20 protein-coding genes are annotated in these 16,068 nt (G+C 72.7%); 9 read left to right on the top strand and 11 right to left on the bottom strand.

What is annotated here, in order from left to right:
• Positions 1 to 152: 152 nt before the first annotated feature.
• Together HDA41_RS03665 and HDA41_RS03670 are read left to right on the top strand one after the other, a co-directional pair.
• Complete coding sequence (locus HDA41_RS03665; RefSeq protein WP_184980610.1) at positions 153 to 983, top strand: DeoR/GlpR family DNA-binding transcription regulator; 831 nt, start codon at positions 153 to 155, stop codon at positions 981 to 983.
• 64 nt (positions 984 to 1,047) lie between these two features.
• Positions 1,048 to 1,518 carry an SRPBCC family protein gene (locus tag HDA41_RS03670; protein WP_184980612.1) on the top strand — a complete coding sequence of 157 codons (471 nt, stop codon included), beginning with the start codon at positions 1,048 to 1,050 and terminating at the stop codon, positions 1,516 to 1,518.
• A gap of 30 nt (positions 1,519 to 1,548) precedes the next feature.
• Here HDA41_RS03670 and cds1 read toward each other — a convergent pair whose 3' ends face one another.
• Entirely contained in the window at positions 1,549 to 2,673 is a 1,125-nt protein-coding gene (gene cds1 / locus HDA41_RS03675) for an L-cysteine desulfhydrase Cds1 (RefSeq protein WP_184980615.1), read from the bottom strand.
• A gap of 402 nt (positions 2,674 to 3,075) precedes the next feature.
• On the opposite strand from cds1, the gene HDA41_RS03680 reads away from it, so the two are divergent.
• Both HDA41_RS03680 and HDA41_RS03685 read left to right on the top strand, forming a co-directional pair.
• Positions 3,076 to 3,399 carry a hypothetical protein gene (locus HDA41_RS03680; RefSeq protein WP_184980617.1) on the top strand — a complete coding sequence of 108 codons (324 nt, stop codon included), beginning with the start codon at positions 3,076 to 3,078 and terminating at the stop codon, positions 3,397 to 3,399.
• A gap of 183 nt (positions 3,400 to 3,582) precedes the next feature.
• Positions 3,583 to 4,116 (top strand): ATP-binding protein, encoded by a 534-nt coding sequence (locus HDA41_RS03685; RefSeq protein WP_184980619.1) that lies wholly within the window; start codon positions 3,583 to 3,585, stop codon positions 4,114 to 4,116.
• 239 nt (positions 4,117 to 4,355) lie between these two features.
• On the opposite strand, the gene HDA41_RS42220 is transcribed toward HDA41_RS03685, so the two are convergent.
• Entirely contained in the window at positions 4,356 to 4,718 is a 363-nt protein-coding gene (locus HDA41_RS42220) for a glycosyltransferase (RefSeq protein ID WP_184980621.1), read from the bottom strand.
• Between the two features lie 163 nt (positions 4,719 to 4,881).
• Here HDA41_RS42220 and HDA41_RS03695 point away from each other — a divergent pair, with 163 nt between their 5' ends.
• From HDA41_RS03695 to HDA41_RS03705, 3 genes are read left to right on the top strand one after another with little or no spacing between them, the layout of a single operon-like run.
• A complete protein-coding gene (locus HDA41_RS03695; protein WP_184980623.1) occupies positions 4,882 to 5,460 on the top strand; it encodes a TetR/AcrR family transcriptional regulator in 579 nt (192 codons plus the stop codon).
• Positions 5,461 to 5,470: 10 nt separating this feature from the next.
• Positions 5,471 to 6,049 (top strand): DUF4865 family protein, encoded by a 579-nt coding sequence (locus HDA41_RS03700; RefSeq protein ID WP_184980625.1) that lies wholly within the window; start codon positions 5,471 to 5,473, stop codon positions 6,047 to 6,049.
• Positions 6,046 to 6,954, top strand: a complete 909-nt coding sequence (locus tag HDA41_RS03705; protein WP_184980627.1) for a phosphotriesterase family protein — start codon at positions 6,046 to 6,048, stop codon at positions 6,952 to 6,954. Before HDA41_RS03700 ends, HDA41_RS03705 begins: the two co-directional genes overlap by 4 nt.
• Positions 6,955 to 7,005: 51 nt before the next feature.
• Here HDA41_RS03705 and HDA41_RS03710 read toward each other — a convergent pair whose 3' ends face one another.
• Genes HDA41_RS03710 through HDA41_RS03720 form a run of 3 tightly spaced genes read right to left on the bottom strand, consistent with a single transcriptional unit; the run spans position 7,006 to position 8,564 of the window.
• On the bottom strand, positions 7,006 to 7,428 hold the full coding sequence (locus HDA41_RS03710; protein WP_184980629.1) for a PPOX class F420-dependent oxidoreductase: 423 nt from the start codon (positions 7,426 to 7,428) through the stop codon (positions 7,006 to 7,008).
• An 18-nt stretch (positions 7,429 to 7,446) separates the two neighbouring features.
• Positions 7,447 to 8,337 (bottom strand): NAD(P)-dependent oxidoreductase, encoded by an 891-nt coding sequence (locus HDA41_RS03715; protein WP_184980631.1) that lies wholly within the window; start codon positions 8,335 to 8,337, stop codon positions 7,447 to 7,449.
• Positions 8,338 to 8,396: 59 nt separating this feature from the next.
• Complete coding sequence (locus tag HDA41_RS03720; RefSeq protein WP_184980633.1) at positions 8,397 to 8,564, bottom strand: SRPBCC family protein; 168 nt, start codon at positions 8,562 to 8,564, stop codon at positions 8,397 to 8,399.
• A 40-nt stretch (positions 8,565 to 8,604) separates the two neighbouring features.
• Here HDA41_RS03720 and HDA41_RS03725 point away from each other — a divergent pair, with 40 nt between their 5' ends.
• On the top strand, positions 8,605 to 8,781 hold the full coding sequence (locus HDA41_RS03725) for a hypothetical protein (protein WP_184980635.1): 177 nt from the start codon (positions 8,605 to 8,607) through the stop codon (positions 8,779 to 8,781).
• A gap of 257 nt (positions 8,782 to 9,038) precedes the next feature.
• On the opposite strand, the gene HDA41_RS03730 is transcribed toward HDA41_RS03725, so the two are convergent.
• From HDA41_RS03730 to HDA41_RS03750, 5 genes are all read right to left on the bottom strand, one after another.
• The gene (locus tag HDA41_RS03730; protein ID WP_184980637.1) at positions 9,039 to 9,797 is read right to left on the bottom strand and encodes an SDR family NAD(P)-dependent oxidoreductase; all 759 of its coding nucleotides are present in this window, start codon (positions 9,795 to 9,797) and stop codon (positions 9,039 to 9,041) included.
• 25 nt (positions 9,798 to 9,822) lie between these two features.
• Positions 9,823 to 11,169 (bottom strand): MFS transporter, encoded by a 1,347-nt coding sequence (locus HDA41_RS03735; protein WP_230299833.1) that lies wholly within the window; start codon positions 11,167 to 11,169, stop codon positions 9,823 to 9,825.
• Positions 11,170 to 11,247: 78 nt separating this feature from the next.
• Positions 11,248 to 11,832, bottom strand: a complete 585-nt coding sequence (locus HDA41_RS03740; RefSeq protein ID WP_184980639.1) for a TetR/AcrR family transcriptional regulator — start codon at positions 11,830 to 11,832, stop codon at positions 11,248 to 11,250.
• A gap of 262 nt (positions 11,833 to 12,094) precedes the next feature.
• Positions 12,095 to 13,336, bottom strand: coding sequence for an ROK family protein (locus HDA41_RS03745; protein ID WP_184980641.1), 1,242 nt, complete (start codon positions 13,334 to 13,336; stop codon positions 12,095 to 12,097).
• A gap of 36 nt (positions 13,337 to 13,372) precedes the next feature.
• Positions 13,373 to 14,014 (bottom strand): alpha-ketoglutarate-dependent dioxygenase AlkB family protein, encoded by a 642-nt coding sequence (locus HDA41_RS03750; RefSeq protein ID WP_184980643.1) that lies wholly within the window; start codon positions 14,012 to 14,014, stop codon positions 13,373 to 13,375.
• Between the two features lie 68 nt (positions 14,015 to 14,082).
• Here HDA41_RS03750 and HDA41_RS03755 point away from each other — a divergent pair, with 68 nt between their 5' ends.
• Positions 14,083 to 15,216, top strand: a complete 1,134-nt coding sequence (locus HDA41_RS03755; protein ID WP_184993122.1) for a methyltransferase — start codon at positions 14,083 to 14,085, stop codon at positions 15,214 to 15,216.
• On the opposite strand, the gene HDA41_RS03760 is transcribed toward HDA41_RS03755, so the two are convergent.
• Complete coding sequence (locus HDA41_RS03760) at positions 15,206 to 16,066, bottom strand: class II fructose-bisphosphate aldolase (protein WP_184980645.1); 861 nt, start codon at positions 16,064 to 16,066, stop codon at positions 15,206 to 15,208. The genes HDA41_RS03755 and HDA41_RS03760 overlap by 11 nt on opposite strands.
• Between the last annotated feature and the right edge of the window lie 2 nt (positions 16,067 to 16,068).

A 16,068-nucleotide genomic window follows, 5' to 3' on the forward strand; every position in this document is an offset into this window, starting at 1 on the left:
TGACATGTGCGCGACCAGCGGTCGGTGGCGCCGCCGGCTCCCCGACATGCAAGGATGGGGCGTCCGCGCACCGGAGCCGGGGAGAATGTCCTGGTTGGGCCAGGTGTGCTGGGCCTGTCGGACGGCATTGAGGCGAAAGGACCGGAGCGTACGTGAGCGAGAATCAGAACCTGCTCGCGGAGCAGCGGCGATCCCTGATCCTCGACGAGGTCCGCCGCCGGGGCGGGGTCCGGGTCAACGAGCTGACGCGCAAGCTCGGCGTGTCGGACATGACGGTCCGCCGCGACCTCGACGCGCTCGCCCGCCAGGGCGTGCTGGAGAAGGTGCACGGCGGCGCGGTCCCGGTGGTCGAGGCGAGCACGCACGAACCGGGCTTCGAGGCCAAGTCGGGGCTGGAGCTGACCGCCAAGGAGGACATCGCACGGGCCGCGGCCAAGCTGGTCGCGCCGGGCGCGGCGATCGCCCTGTCCGGCGGTACGACGACGTACGCGCTGGCGCAGCAGCTGCTGGACGTGCCCGACCTGACGGTGGTCACCAACTCCGTGCGGGTGGCCGACGTCTTTCACGCGGCGCAGCGCACGTCGGGTCCGCGGCAGGGCGCGGCCACGGTCGTGCTGACCGGCGGTGTGCGCACCCCGTCCGACTCGCTGGTGGGGCCGGTCGCCGACCAGGCGATCGCGGCGCTCCACTTCGACCTGCTGTTCCTCGGGGTGCACGGCATATCGGTGGAGGCCGGCCTGTCCACGCCGAACCTCGCGGAGGCGGAGACCAACCGGCGGCTCGTGCAGTCGGCCCGGCGGGTCGTGGTGGTCGCCGACCACACCAAGTGGGGCAAGGTGGGGCTGAGTTCGTTCGCCTCGCTGGAGCGGATCGACACGCTCGTGACGGACGCCGGTCTGCCGGACGAGGCGCGCGGGGTGGTCGTGGAGCATCTGCGGCGGCTGGTGGTGGCCGGGGAGCCCGACGAAGAGGCAGACAGCTGACGGGTCGCCAGCTAGGGTGACGCTGCCGGTCATCGCCCGCTCCCTCACCAGGAGGGCTTCGTCCATGGCTCACCGTCTGCGCCCGGTAGGGCTCGACTTCGTCGGGACCGCGCCCGTACGGCATGTCTCCGAGCGGGACATCTCCGCTCCGGTGGAGGCGGTCTACCGCGCGCTGGAGGACGTGCCCGGCTGGGTCGACTGGTTCCCCCAGGTGACGGCCGCCCGCCCGATCGACGGCGGGAAGGGGCGCGACATCCGGCTCCTGGGAGGCGTCCGGTTCCGGGAGTCGGTCATCGCGGCGGAGGAACCCGAGGTGTACGCCTATCGCGTCGACGTCACCAACGTGCCCGGGGTGCGGGCGATCGCCGAGGAGTGGCGGCTCGCCCCGGCCGGTACCGGGACCCGGGTGCGGTGGACGTTCGCGACCGACGGGGCGGCGGCGTACCGGCTCGCCATGAAGCCGGTACGGGCGGCTCAGGCCAAGGCGTTCCGGGACGCCGTCACGGCACTGGACCGCAGGCTCGCGGCGTCGTAGCGCCCGGCACCGGCGGGCCAGTGTCCCGGCTCAGCCGGGCCAGACGCCCGTCTCCAGCAGCGAGTCGATCGCGGCCGTGTACGGCTCGATGTCCAGCCCCTGGGCGGCCAGCCAGGTGTCCGAGTAGTACTTGTCGAGATACCGGTCCCCCGGGTCGCACAGCAGCGTGACGACGCTCCCCTGCCGCCCCTCGGACACCATCTCCGCGACGATCTTCAGCGCGCTCCACAGGCCCGTGCCGGTCGAGCCGCCCGCCTTGCGGCCGATGGCCCGCTCCAGTGCCCGTACCGCGGCGACACTGGCCGCGTCGGGCACCTTCATCATCCGGTCGATCGCGCCGGGCACGAAGCTCGGTTCCATACGGGGCCGGCCGATGCCCTCGATACGGGAGCCGCAGTCGCAGGTGACGTCCGGATCGCCGGTGGTCCAGCCCTCGAAGAAGCACGAGTTCTCGGGGTCGGCCACGCAGACGCGCGTGTCGTGCTGCATGTAGTGGACGTAGCGCGCGAGGGTCGCCGAGGTGCCGCCGGTGCCCGCCGTGGCGACGATCCACGCCGGCTCGGGGAACCGCTCCATCCGCAGCTGCCGGAAGATGGACTCGGCGATGTTGTTGTTGCCGCGCCAGTCCGTGGCCCGTTCGGCGTAGGTGAACTGGTCCATGTAGTGGCCGCCGGTCTCGGCCGCGAGGCGGGCGGACTCCTCGTACATCGTGCGGGAGTCGTCCACGAAGTGGCACCGGCCGGCGTGGAACTCGATGAGGCGGATCTTCTCGGCGCTCGTCGTGCGCGGCATGACGGCGATGAAGGGCACGCCGATGAGCTTGGCGAAGTACGCCTCGGAGACGGCCGTCGAGCCGCTGGAAGCCTCGATCACCGGGCGGTCCGGCCGGATCCAGCCGTTGCAGAGGCCGTAGAGGAAGAGGGAGCGGGCGAGCCGGTGTTTGAGGCTGCCGGTGGGGTGGGTGGACTCGTCCTTCAGGTACAGGTCGATGCCCCACCGCTCCGGAAGGGGGAAGTGGAGCAGGTGCGTGTCGGCCGAGCGGTTGGCGTCGGCCTGGACTCTGCGGACGGCTTCTTTCAGCCATGCGCGGTAGGCGGCGTCGCTGTGGTCGACGTCGAGGGTCACACCGGTCCGGGTCTGCTGGGGAGTGCTCACGGGGGGGGCTCCTAACGCTGCGCGCCGACGACGCGTCGCGCGGCCGACACCCCGATCATATGCATCTTCCGCACGCTTCTCACCTGCATAAACGCACCTTTGAGCCCCCCAAAGCGCCCCCTGGGGCAGGGCCCGGTGCAAGGGGGCGCGCGGTCCCGGGGGCGCACTTACGCATGTGCTCCGGGCGCCCCCAGGAGAGGGGGTCCGCTGTACTGGTGCTCGACGCCGGGTGGGGGCAGACTTCACCGCGGGACCGGGGCTCCGAAAGGGGTACCGGCATGGGTACAGGCACCAGCCGGAGCAAGCCTCCGGGCGGGGGCACACTGGATCAGGACACGAGCCTGTGCCGGACACCATGCAGAGCGGGGCCGGTGCACCGACGCGCACAAGGGGGCGGGTGGCATGGCGGAGCCGGAGTTCAGGGCCACGGGCGTGCGGATCGGGAAGCGGCTGCGTTCCCTCACTCGGGCCGGACAGGTCCGGATCAGCGACGGCCGGCTCGAGCTGCTGACCAGCTACGGCAGTGAGATCGACAGCGCGCCGGTGCAGGCGGTGCGCGCCTCCAAGCCCTGGTTCGGTCCCGATGACCGGGCCACGGCGGATCTCAACGGCAAGCGGTACCTGCTCACTCTGGGCGACCACGACCCCGCTCCGGGCGAGCCGGGGCCGCCCGCCGCACGGCGCTTCATCGAGGCCGTGCGCAGGGCGGCGGGGCGCGGCGGCTGAGGTGTCCGCGAGTTGCGGTACCCCACCCCCTGCGTCACTCTGTTCTCACGTCACTCTGGGTTTACCGGCGATAACGCTGCGAACCAGCCCGCCGGCCACGACAGCGGGCGGCAGTGTCACGAAGGCGCCCTGCTGGATCCGAACTCCGTGTTCTTCCGGACCTCACGTCGGGGAGTCGCAGCCGTGATCAGCTACCCAAGCAGGCACTGCACGGTGGAGCTCCAAGCCCTGCCGTCGCGGATCGGCCAGGTCCGCAGAATCGTCTCTGCGCAGTTGCGCTACTGGCATCTGGACGCCCTGATCGACCGGGCCTCGCTCGGTGTGACGGAGCTGTTGTCCAACGTCCACCGACATGCCCAGCCCGACAAGACGTGCACCGTGGAGATAGAGCTGCTGCTCGACCGGCTCACGGTCTCGGTGCGCGACCACGACCCGCGGATGCCCGTGGTCGACGACGCCGAACCTCTGGCCACCTGTGGGCGCGGGTTGGCGATGGTGGCCGCCATGAGCGAGAGCTGGGGCGTCCGGCCGGACGGCGAGTCCGGCAAGGTCGTGTGGTTCACCCTCCCGACGTCCTCCGCCACCGTGGCGGCGCCGTCGCGCCGGGCGCGCCGCACCGCCCTGGAGAAACCCGCGCGCAGGTTCGCGGAGGTGGGGCACACCGCCGACGGGCTCCGGCCCGAACATGCTCCCGCCCGGTCCGCCGTTGCCGGTTGACCGGGCGGTGACCACCGTTCGCACGTCGGTTGCCGCCGGGTGAGGTACGCCTCCGGGCGCACGTCACCCGGTGGCGACGGGTGGCCTACAACGGAAACCGTCTGAAGTCGTCCTCCAGACGACACCGAACACGGTCCGGAACTACGGGATCGGCGTGGGCAAGACCGCTGAGCGGATCGGCGAGGGCCGGCCGCTGGCCTCGGTCGCGGAGCCCTCGAACTGCTGGGGCAGGGCGGCGGTCAACAGCCGGAAGCCGCCGTCCTCGCGCCGGCCGCGGCCGGGAGCAGACCGGTCGCCAGGATCACGTCGCATCCCTCGGCAGCCGTGACGACCGCCTCGTACGTCGTGGTGGTCATCGCGGCCGCGCGTGCGGGCAGTCCCTCCGCGGGAGCCTTCGTCTTCCCGGTGAGCACCCCCTTCACTAACGGGCGCACCGGCTCGCCGATCGGCACCAGCGGGAGGCCGACGGAGTCGAACAGCTCCGCGAAGTCAGGGGGCGTGCACCTCCGCACGTCCACTCCTGGGTTCCGCAGCTGCACCGCAACCGCCACCAGCGGTTCGACGTCTCCGCGCGACCCGTAGGCCATCAACAGCACGCTCATGTAGTGAGTCTCATTTCGTGGGATTCCGGGCTCGGCCTGGCAGGGGCCCGCTCTTGCTGTCAGTGGCACGCCTGGCCTTGTTCCTGGGTCAGGCGTACCTCGGAGGAAGTAGGCGGGAGGGGCAGGCGTGCTCCCCCGGACCTCGACTCTTGTAACTACTGGTATGTACAGTGAGGGCATGAGCACCTCGGAACGGCTGATCGAGTCCACCCGTGAACTCCTGTGGGAGCGCGGCTACGTGGGCACGAGCCCCAAGGCGATCCTGGAGCGCGCGGGCGCCGGGCAGGGCAGCATGTACCACCATTTCAAGGGCAAGCCCGACCTCGCGCTGGCCGCCATCCGGCGGACCGCCGAGGAGATGCGGGCCACCGCCGCGGGAGTACTCGACGGCCCGGGGACGCCGTACCAGCGCATCGAGGCGTATCTGCGGCGCGAGCGGGATGTGCTGCGGGGCTGCCCGGTCGGCCGGCTGACCATGGACCCGGACGTGATCGCCAGCGCCGAGCTGCGCGCCCCGGTCGACGAGACGCTCGACTGGATCCGTGAGCGGATCGCCGGGCTCGTCGAAGAGGGCAAGACTCAGGGCCAGTTCGCGCCCTCACTGGACGGCGGGGAGATCGCCGCGGCGGTCGTCGCGACGGTCCAGGGCGGTTACGTCCTCGCCCGCGCCTCCGGCTCCCCCGCCGCCTTCGACGCGGGTGTGCGGGGCCTGCTGTCGCTGCTGGCACCCCGCCCCGCTTGAGGAGACCCGAATGCACGCCATGCAGTACGAACTCACCTTGCCCGCCGACTACGACATGCGCGTCATCCGCGACCGTGTCGACCGCTCGGGGCACCTGCTCGACGACTGGGACGGGCTCGGCCTCAAGGCCTATCTGATGCGCGAGCGCGGTCTGCGCGGCTCGCCGGTCAACCAGTACGCGCCCTTCTACCTGTGGAACACCGTCGAAGGCATGAACGCCTTCCTCTGGGGCGGCGGGTTCCAGAGGCTCAGTGACGACTTCGGGCGGCCGTCCGCACGACAGTGGACGGGGCTCGCGTACGAGGAGGGTGCCGGTTCACGCGGGCGGTTCGCGGTACGGCGGCGCCAGCCCGTCCCCGCCTCCGGGGCGTTGGCCGAGGCGGCGGAGGACGCGGTGCGGGAGGCCCGGCGGCTGGCGGCGGAGGACGGGGCCCTGCTCGCCGCGGCCGCCGTCGACACGAGCCGCTGGGAGCTGGTGCACTTCTCCCTCTGGGAGCACGACAGCCCGAAGGCCGACGGGGACGTGTTCGAGGTGCTGCACCTGTCGGCACCGGGCCGGGACCGGTTGCCCCGGGGGCGCCGGTGGTGAGCGCGGTCCGCACGGTGCTGGGAGACGTGCCGCCCGGAGAGCTGGGTGTGTGCGACGCCCACGACCACCTGTTCTTCGGCAGTCCCCGGCTGCCCGGCCAGGAGCTGCGCAGTGTGGCGGCGGCACGGGCGGAGCTGGTCGCGTTCCGGGCGCAGGGCGGTGGTGCCGTGGTGCAGTGGACGCCGTACGGGCTAGGGCGGCGGGCCGCCGATCTGCCGCCGCTGTCCCGGGAGACCGGGGTGCACGTGGTGGCGGCGACCGGGCTGCACCAGGCCGTCCACTACGACGAGGACGCGCTGAAGGGGCTTCGGGGCCGGCTCGCCGACGTCTTCGTTGCGGAACTCGCCGAGGGCATCGGGGCGTCGGGGGTGCGGGCGGGGCTCGTCAAGGTCGCGGGCGGTTTCCACGCCCTGGACGCGCACGCCCGCTGGACCATGACGGCGGCGGCCGAGGCGCATCACGCCACGGGCGCGACCATCGCCGTGCATCTGGAGCTGGGCACCGGGGCGCTGGACGTACTGGACCTGCTGTGCGGGGAGTTGGGGGTGCCGCCGTGTCGCGTGGTGCTCGGGCACCTCAACCGCTCCCCCGACCTCGTGGTGCATCGGCAGGCGGCAGATTCCGGGTGCTATCTGGCGTTTGACGGCCCGTCACACGCCCACCACGCCACCGACTGGCGGATGCCGGACGCCGTAAGGGCCCTCGCCGACGCCGGGTTCGGCGACCGGCTGCTGCTGGGCGCGGACACCACGACGGCCGCCGCCCGCTCGGTGGGCGGCGGCCCCGGGATGCCGTATCTGCTGCGCCGGGTGCGCCCGCGGCTCGTCCACGCGGTGGGCGAGGACCTGGTGGGGCGCATCCTCATGGAGAACCCGGGCCGGGCGTTCGCCGTGGAGTGGAGCTGACGGCGTGGTCGGCGGTGCCTCACTCGGCGCCCCAGGTCGGGGCCTGGTCGCTCAGGACGAGGCCTGGTCGCTGTCCTTCATCTCGCCCCAGCCGTGCCAGCGGTCGACCTCGATCCAGGCGCTGACCCGGGGGCGGACGCGGTTCGGGTACGGCTTGCCGGTGTAGTGCCGGGCGAGCAGGTCGATGTCGGCCAGGCCCTCGTCGTCGTACATCTCGGTGACGCGTCCGATGAGGGTGACGTGGGTGTACCAGTCGTCGGCGGCCAGGACGGTGAGGGTCACGCGCGGGTCGCGGCGCAGGTGCTTCAGGCGGACCCGGCCCTCGTCGAGGTTGATCAGCACCCGGCCGTCCTTCCATACGTACCAGGTGGCGGTGGAGACCGGTGTGCCGTCGGAGCGGAGCGTGGCCATGACGCACGGGTTGGGCCGGCTCAGCAGGGCGTCGGCCTCGGGCGGAAGCGGCGGCTTGGACATGGGGAACCTCCAGGGTGATCAGGCGGACGGGGTGTCGTCGAAGCTCGCGAAATAGGCGGCGGCCATGTCCTCGTCGCCGTGGCCCTGGGCGGCGGCACGCTCCATGCGGGCGGCGGCGGCTTCGGCCACGTCCAGGCGGACGCCGTGGCCCGCGCCGGCCTCGACGATGAGGCGGGCGTCCTTGGCCGCGGTACTCACCGCGAACTGGGGCGGTGTGAGCCGGTCTTCGAGGACCAGGCCTGACTTGGCGTGCAGATAGCCCATGTCGAGCGGACCGCCGGCGATGAGGTCGAGGAAACCGCGCGGGTCGACGTCGAGGGCCTTCGCCAGCGCCAGGGCCTCACCGGCGGCGGCCGTGACGGCGAGGACCCAGCTGTTGGCGACCAGCTTCAGCCGGGTGGCGCCGCCGGCCGCGCCGTCCTCGCCGGCCCACACGGTACGGGCGCCGACGGCGTCGAAGACCGGCATCACCGTGTCCCGGCCCTCGGCGGGGCCGGCGGCGAGGACGGTCAGCTGCCCGGCCTCGGCGGGCTGGCGGGTGCCGAGGACGGGGGCGTCGTAGAAGACCAGGCCGTGCTCGCGGGCGAAGGCGGCGAGGTCGCCGATGGCCTCGACGCCGGCGGTCGTGGACTGCATCCACGCGGTGCCGGGGCGCAGGGCGGGGGCGGCCTGGCGCATCGCGTCCAGGGCGGCGGGGCCGTCGTAGAGCATGGTCAGGACGACGTCGCTGTCCCGGACCGCCTGCGCGGGGGTGTCGGCGATGTGCACGCCCTCGGTGGCCAGCGGCTCGGCCTTGGCGCGGGTACGGTTCCAGACGTGGACGGTGTGCCCGGCGCGCGCCAGGTTCCGGGCCATCGCGGCGCCCATGATGCCGGTTCCCAGGACGCTCACGGTGAGCTTGTCGGTCATGACGTCAACTTCCTCGTTCGTACGGTGCGGGCGTGCCGCCTGCGGTCCAGCCTGCCCGCTCAGGCGCGAACCTTCCCGAAAGCGGCGCGGACAAGCCCGTCGAGCCACACCTGATGTCCGTTGAGCATCGGATTCGGGGTCTGCCGGGCCGGTTCGGCGGCGGGGCGGCCGATCTGGGTCTCCTGGGTGAGGATGCGGACGCGGCCGCCGGGCAGGTCCTCCTCCACGCCGTGCTGCCCGCGGTGACCGCTGGGCGCGGGCCACAGCGTGCTGCCCCGTTCACTGTGCGCGGAGAACCTGGGCTATGGCCGTCTCGTCCTGCTGCACGCGGCGGCGGAACCGCCGCTGAACACACCGTCTCTCGTCCAGCGGCCGGGTGCCGCCGGCAACCCGGCCGTGGTCCGGGTCCGCGCGTGTCTTCAGCGGGCGGCCGACGACCGGTAGGCCCGTGCGGTGACCGGCTCAGGTCACCGCGATGTCCACGGACGGCCGCAGCTTCGCCGCCGCGGCCAGGGCCTCGTGCACCGGGTGGGTGGTGAAGGCCGCGAGCAGGGACGCGTCCGCCGGGTGGTCCGCGGCCGGGTAGACGATGTGCTCGTACGCGGCCTGGAAGCGCGGGCCCCAGCGGCGGGCGCCTGGGCGGGCCGTGCGGAAGCGCGAAGTTCCTTGCCGCGAAGGGTGCAGCCGAAGTCCACGAACCGTCAGGCCGAGGAGCCGCTGTCGATGACCAGGTCGGCGCCGACCACCGCACCGGATGCGGGCGAGGCGAGATAGAGCGCCGCGGCCGCCACTTCTTCGGCCTCCGCGACCCGTCCGAGCGGGTTTTCCGTCTTCACCCGCTCGGCACGGTCGGCCTCGGTCTCGCCGGGCCGCAGCGACATGGGAGCGGCCGAGGCACCGGGGCTGACCGCGTTGATGCGGATGCCCTGGTGGATGTGGTCGAGAGCAGCGGCCCGGGTCAGCGCGGAGACCGCCGCCTTCGAGGCGATGTACGCGGCGGCGTTCGGGATCCGCAGGTGTGCGCCCAGGTTGGAGGAGATGTTGACGATGGTGCCGCCGCCGTTGTCCTTCATGTGCGCGATCTCGTGCTTCATGGCCAGCCAGACGCCGGTGACATTGGTCCGCAGCACCGCGTCCCAGTCCTCCTCGCTCACCTCCCCGGCGGGCACGGTGCCGCGGAGTATCCCGGCGTTGTTGACCGCGATGTCCAGCCCGCCGAAGCGGGTGACGCTCTCGCGTACGAGGTTCTGGAGCCGGCCGGAGTCGGTGACATCGGTGGTGACGGCGGCGGCCGTGCCGCCGGCGGCCTCGATGAGACCGGCCGTCTCGTCCAGGGAGGCCGCGGTGCGTCCCGCGACGACCACGGATGCGCCCTCGGCGGCGAATGCGAGCGCGATCGCGCGGCCGAGGCCGGAGCCTGCGCCGGTGACGAGGGCGGTCTTGCCGGTGAAGCGGTTCATTTCAGTGGCTCCCTTGTGCGATGGGTTACTTGATGCGGTGGTTCAGGAGTGCGACGGCGGCGAGAGCGGCCCCTGTTGCGGCCAGGGACGAGGCATCGCTGCCGAGCGTGAGCAGGATCGCGAACAGGACCGTCGGACCGGATTCCATCGCGGTGTTCAGCACGCCGCCCGCGAGCCCGGTCTGCTGCTGCGGCACCCCTTCAGTGGTGAGTACGGCGGCTCCTGCGAAGGAGACCGCCGTGCCGGCCGGCAGCAGCACGAGGCCCGGCAACAGTCCATATCCGTAGGGGATGTGTGCGTCGGTCCCGGTGAGCGCGAGGAGGGCGAGCCCGGCCGCGCCCGTACCGAGCCCGGCGGCCGCGACGGTTCGGGCCCCGTACCGGCCGATGAGAGGTCCTGCCGCGCGGCCCGAGGCGATCAGCGCAACAGCGAACGGTACGAACGCCGCCGAGGTCTGCAGCGGTGACCAGTCGCGCACCTGCTGGAGGTGGAGCGAGAGGACCACGAAGGTCATCGAGGTTCCGCAAGCGCTCAGTGCGATGGCCGCCAGGGCGAGGACTCGCCGCCGGTCGAGCAGGAAGCGGGGCGGCAGTAGCGGGTCGCGGGCGCGACGCTCGGCATACCGGAACGCGGCCAGCAGCGCGGCCCCGGCGAGCAGCGGCACGAGCACGCCGGCCGACGACCAGGGGTGGGTGTCGGTGACGACGAGCCCGTAGCTGGCGAGGGTGATCCCGGCGGTGGCGAGCGAAGCACCCGGCAGGTCGAGAGTCCTGCCCCGGCTCGGTGCGGTGTCCGGCAGTAGCCGGGGCGTGAGGGCGAGGGCGGCGAGGGCCACCGCAAGCGGTACGGCGAAGGTCCAACGCCAGGACGACAGTGCTGAGATGACACCGGAGAGCAGATTGCCCGCGGTCGCGCCGAGTACCGAAAGCCCGCCCCAGGTGGCCATCGCCCTGCCGTACGCGGCGGAGGAGGGGAAGGCGGCGCGCAGCACGGCCATGGCGGCGGGTGCGATCAGAGCCGCCCCCGCGCCCTGCGCGAAGCGCGCGGCGAGCAGAGCCCCGAAGCCGGGGGCAAGCGGGGCGACGGCCAGGGCGGCGGCGAAGAGGACAATGCCTGCGGTGAGGGCGCGCCGCCCGCCGTAGCGGTCGGCTAGGCGCCCGCCGAAGAGCAGCAGTCCGGCGAAGGTCAATCCGTAGGCGGCGCTGAGCAGGATCAAGTCGGCGCGTTCCAGGCCGAATTCGCGCCCGATGGCGGGCAGCGGTACGGCGATCGAGGCAAGAGTGAAGATCAGCGTGGTCTGGACACTGCCAAGGAGGACGAAGGCGCACCGCTGCCGCATGGCGGTGACGCGGGCGGTGTTCGTGGCGGTCACGTCTCCCCCTAATTTTTGACCGATCGGTTCATTATTCGGGTACGCCGAAGGAAGCCCAGTGGGTTGTGGTGCCTGTCTTCAGTCCAGCAGGGCCAGCGCCTGCTCGGCCGCGTCCCGCACCCGGGCGGGATCATTCGACGCCTTGCCGACGACGCGCAGGCCCTGCAGCAGGACGAACAGCATGCGAGCCAGCGCGCGCGGATCACGGTCCGCGGGCAGCTCACCCTGGGCCTGGGCGCGTACGAGCGCGGAGTGCAGCGGGGTCTCGACGTGCTCCCAGCTGATCTCGACCCGGCGGGCCGCCGCGGGGTCGTGCGGGGCCAGCTCGGCTGCGGTATTGGTGACGAAGCAGCCGTTCAGCCGGTCCTCCGGGGATGCGGCCTCCGCGGCGAAGCGGCGCACCACCGCCCGCACCGCGGGCAGGGCGGGGCCCGGCTGCGACAGCTCGGCCAGGAGAAACGGGTCGCGCATCTCGGCGTACCGGTCCATGGCCTTCAGGTACAGCTCGTGCTTGCTGCCGAAGGTCGCGTAGATGCTGGCGCGGCCGATGCCGAGGTGCTCGACGAGGTCCCTCATCGACGTCGCTTCATAGCCGCGCCGCCAGAACAGCTCAAGGGCCGACTGGAGCGCGGCGTCCGGATCGAATTCCTTGGTCCTGGCCACATCGGAGACCATAGGCGCATCCAGAACGATCGGTCAAATAACTGTGAGGGTGTGCTCGCTTTGTTACGGAAGGGAGTTGAGTGAAGCCATCAGTCACCTCGCCCCGTAACTCCGCGGCCGACCACGCGCCGGCAGGACCGTCCACCGGAGGTCCGGCACATGGCGTACGACGTCGGTGACCAGCTCCCCTCACGCCCGGCTCTCTTTTCGCTGCTGCTCCTCTCATGGGAGGACGCGCTCTCGGCGAGGCCTTCGGCACTGCTTAGGTGAGCGCCCCGAGCGGATCGTCCAGTACCGGCTGCCATGCCAGCTCGGCGGCGCCGACCAGGCTGTTGTGGTCGAGGGTGCAGGCCAGGATGGGGACGCCGCCGCTCTGGCCCCACAGGCTGCGGTCGGCCACGACGGCACGGAGCCGGTCGGGGTCGGCGTCCAGGAGGGTGCGGTGCAGGCCGCCGAGGATGATGCGGTCGGGGTTGAGGATGTTGACGAGACCGGCGAGTCCGAGGCCGAGCCGGTCGATGAGGGCCTCGGTGGCGGTGCGGACACCCGGGTCGTCGTAGTGGTGGCGGATCAGGTCGATGGACTGCTGGAGCAGGGACACCTCGGGACCCGGTTCGCGTCCCGCCGCCGTGAGGAAGGCCAGCGGGTCGGTCTCCACGTCCAGGCAGCCGCGGCTGCCGCAGTGGCAGGGGCGGCCCTCGGGGTGCACGGTGAGATGGCCGACTTCCAGCGCCAGGCCCGAACTGCCCCGGTGGAGGCGGCCGTCGAGGACGAGCGCACCGCCGACACCCCGGTGGCCGGTGGCCACGCACAGCAGGTCCCGGGCGCCGCGTCCGGCGCCGTGCCGGTGCTCGGCGAGCGCGGCGAGGTTGACGTCGTTCGCGGCGAACGCGGGTCCGTCGAGGCCGGCCGCGCGCACCTGCTCGGCGAAGATGTCCCGGACGGGAGCGCCCGCGGGCCAGGCCAGGTGCAGCGGGTTCAGTGCCAGGCCCTCGGGTTCGGCGACCGCGGAGGGGACGGCCAGTCCCGCGCCCACGCATCGCCGCCCCGTCTCCCGCAGCAGCTCGGCGCCCGCGGTGACGACGGAGGCGAGCACCTTCGCCGGGTCGGCGTCGACGGCCTCGCAGCCGGGCGCGGTGGCGACGATCCGGCCGCCCAGCCCGACCAGCGCCGCCCGGAAGCCGTCGGCGTGCACCTGCGCGGCGAGCGCGACGGGGCCGTCCTCGGCGACGGACAGGCGGTGCGAGGGCCTGCCCTGCGAACCCGCTGCCGCCCCGGGCCGGGCGTCGACCCGGATCAGGCCGAGGGCCTCCAGTTCGGCGGCGACCGCTCCCGCCGTCGCGCGGGTCACCCCGAGTTCGGCGGTGAGCACGGCCCGGGTCGGCGCGCGTCCGGTGTGCACGAGCTCCAGCGCGGGTCCGAGCGCTCCGCGCCCCCGGTCCAGCCGCGTCCTCGTCGAGGTGCTCCCATCCCCCGCCGGCCGGGGGTCCGCCTTCCCGCTCATGAGGGCGAGTCTCCCATGATCCGTAGGGCCCGCGGCCTACAGGCCGCTGACCCGGAGCGTGATGTTGAGGCGTCCGGTCAGGCCCAGTCCGGGCGGTGCCGTGCCCCCGTGTACCCGGGGGACCCCGTGGTAGGCGAGCCGGGACGGGCCGCCGAAGACGAACAGGTCGCCGCTGCGCAGCTCGATGTCGGTCCAGGGCCGGGTGCGGGTCTCGGTGTTGCCGAAGCGGAACACGCAGGTGTCCCCGAGGCTCAGCGACACCACCGGCGCGTCCGACTTCTCGTCGCTGTCGCGGTGCATGCCCATCCGGGCGTCGGCGTCGTAGAAGTTGACGAGGGCGATGTCGTACGCCGGCGCCGGTCCCCCGAGCGTGTCCCGCACCGCCCGGCGGCCCAGCTCCCCCAGCCAGTCGGGGAACGGCTTCACCGGGGCGCCGTCGCCGTCGACGACCGTACGGGCGTAGGCGTAGGGGTACCAGTGCCAGCCGAGACAGACCTGCCGGGCGGTCATGGTGCCGCCGCCGGGAGTGCGGACCGTGCGCAGCCCGGCGGGTGGGCGCGCCCACGCGCGACAGGCCTCCAGCAGCTCGCGCTGGCGCTCGGCGTCCAGCCAGTCCGGCACGTGCGCCGCGCCCGGCGCCACCTGCGCGTGAGCTCGGGGAAACAGTTCGCCGTCCATGCCTCCCATCCTCCCCGACCTGGCCTGAACTGCGGCTCGGCTAGCCTGGACGCACGATGAACGACCGTATGACGACGCCCTGGGGCGAGCTCGCGCTGACCCGTTTCCCCGAGGACCCGCGCGACAGGCTGCGTGCCTGGGACGCCTCCGACGAGTACCTGCTGAGGTATCTGGCGCAGGAGGGGGTCCCGCTGTCGGGCACGGTCGTGGTCGTCGGGGACCGCTGGGGTGCCCTGGTCACGGCGCTCGCGGAGCACCGGCCGACGCAGATCACGGATTCCCACCTGACCCAGGAGGCGACCCGGGCCAATCTCGCGCGGCACGGCGTCGAGCCCGGCGCGGTCCGGCTGCTCAGCACGCAGGACCCGCCGCCCGGCCGGGTCGACGTTCTCCTCGTGCGGGTGCCGAAGAGTCTGGCGCTGCTGGAGGACCAGTTGCTGCGGCTGGCGCCGGGGGTGCACGCGGGGACGGTCGTCGTGGGCACGGGCATGGTGAAGGAGATCCACACCTCGACGCTGCGGCTGTTCGAGCGGATCCTCGGCCCGACCCGCACCTCGCTCGCCGAGAAGAAGGCCCGGCTGATCTTCTGCACGCCGGATCCCGCGCTGGAGCGGCCCGCCAGTCCGTGGCCGTACGTCTACACGCTCCCGGACGGCATCGGGCCGGCGTCGGGGCGCACCGTCGTGAACCACGCGGGTGTCTTCTGCGCCGACCGGCTCGACATCGGCACGCGGTTCTTCCTGGAGCATCTGCCGGGCGGCGGGGGCGGCCGGCGGGTGGTGGACCTGGGGTGCGGCAACGGCGTGGTCGGGACGGCGGTGGCGCTGGCCGACCCGGCGGCCGAGGTGCTGTTCGTGGACGAGTCGTTCCAGGCCGTGGCCTCGGCGGAGGCCACGTACAAGGCGAACGGCGTGGCGGGGCACGCCGAGTTCCGGGTCGGTGACGGGCTGGCGGGCGTGCCGTCCGGCAGTGTCGACCTGGTCCTGAACAACCCGCCGTTCCACTCCCATCAGGCGACGACGGACGCCACGGCCTGGCGGATGTTCACCGGGGCGCGGCGTGCGCTGCGGCCGGGGGGCGAGCTGTGGGTGATCGGCAACCGGCATCTGGGCTACCACGTGAAGCTGCGCAAGCTGTTCGGCAACAGCAGGCTCGTGGCGAGCGACCCGAAGTTCGTGGTGCTGAAGGCCGTCAAGCGGTAGCCGCGCCGAGGGTCCGGAGGGTCCTGGCCACCGCCTGGGTCATGGCCTCCCGCGCCACCGTCAGGTAGCCACGCGGGTCGACCGCTTCGGGGCGGTCGGCGAGGAAGTCGCGGATCGCGCGGGTCAGTGCGATGTTCAGGGCCGTGCCGATGTTGACCTTGGCGATGCCGCCCGCGACCGCCGCCGTGAGTTCGCCGTCCGGGACGCCGGACGAGCCGTGCAGGACCAGCGGCACGTCCAGGGTGCTCGACAGGCGCTTGAGCAGGGCATGGTCGAGGGTGGCGGTGCGGGTGGTCATGGCGTGGGTGCTGCCGATGGCGACGGCCAGGGCGTCCACGCCCGAGTCGGCGACGAAGGCCCGGGCCTCGTCGGGGTCGGTGCGGGCGCCCGGGGTGTGGGCGTCCAGCGGGGGCCTGCCGTTCTTGCCGCCGATCTGTCCCAGCTCCGCCTCGATCCAGAGCCCTTGGGCATGGGCCCAGTCGACCGCCGCCCGGGTCGCGGCGAGGTTCTCCACGTAGGGCAGCCGGGCCGCGTCGTACATCACGGAGCTGAAGCCGGCCTCCGCGGCCTGGTGCAGCAGGGTCTCGCTCTGCACGTGGTCGAGGTGCAACGCAACCGGTACGGCGGCCCGTTCGGCCGCTGCGACGGCCGCGCGGGCGAGCGGGAGCAGTTGTCCGCCGCGGAACCTGACCGCGTTCTCACTGACCTGGAGCACGACGGGGGCGGGCGCGGACTCGGCGCCCGTGATGACGGCCTCGACGTGCTCCAGTGTGATGACGTTGAAGGAGGCGACGGCCGAACGCGCGGCGGCCGCGCGGGTGATGAGCTCGCCGGTGGTGGTGAGGGGCACGG

This window comes from Streptomyces caelestis (assembly GCF_014205255.1).
GTDB lineage: Bacteria > Actinomycetota > Actinomycetes > Streptomycetales > Streptomycetaceae > Streptomyces > Streptomyces caelestis.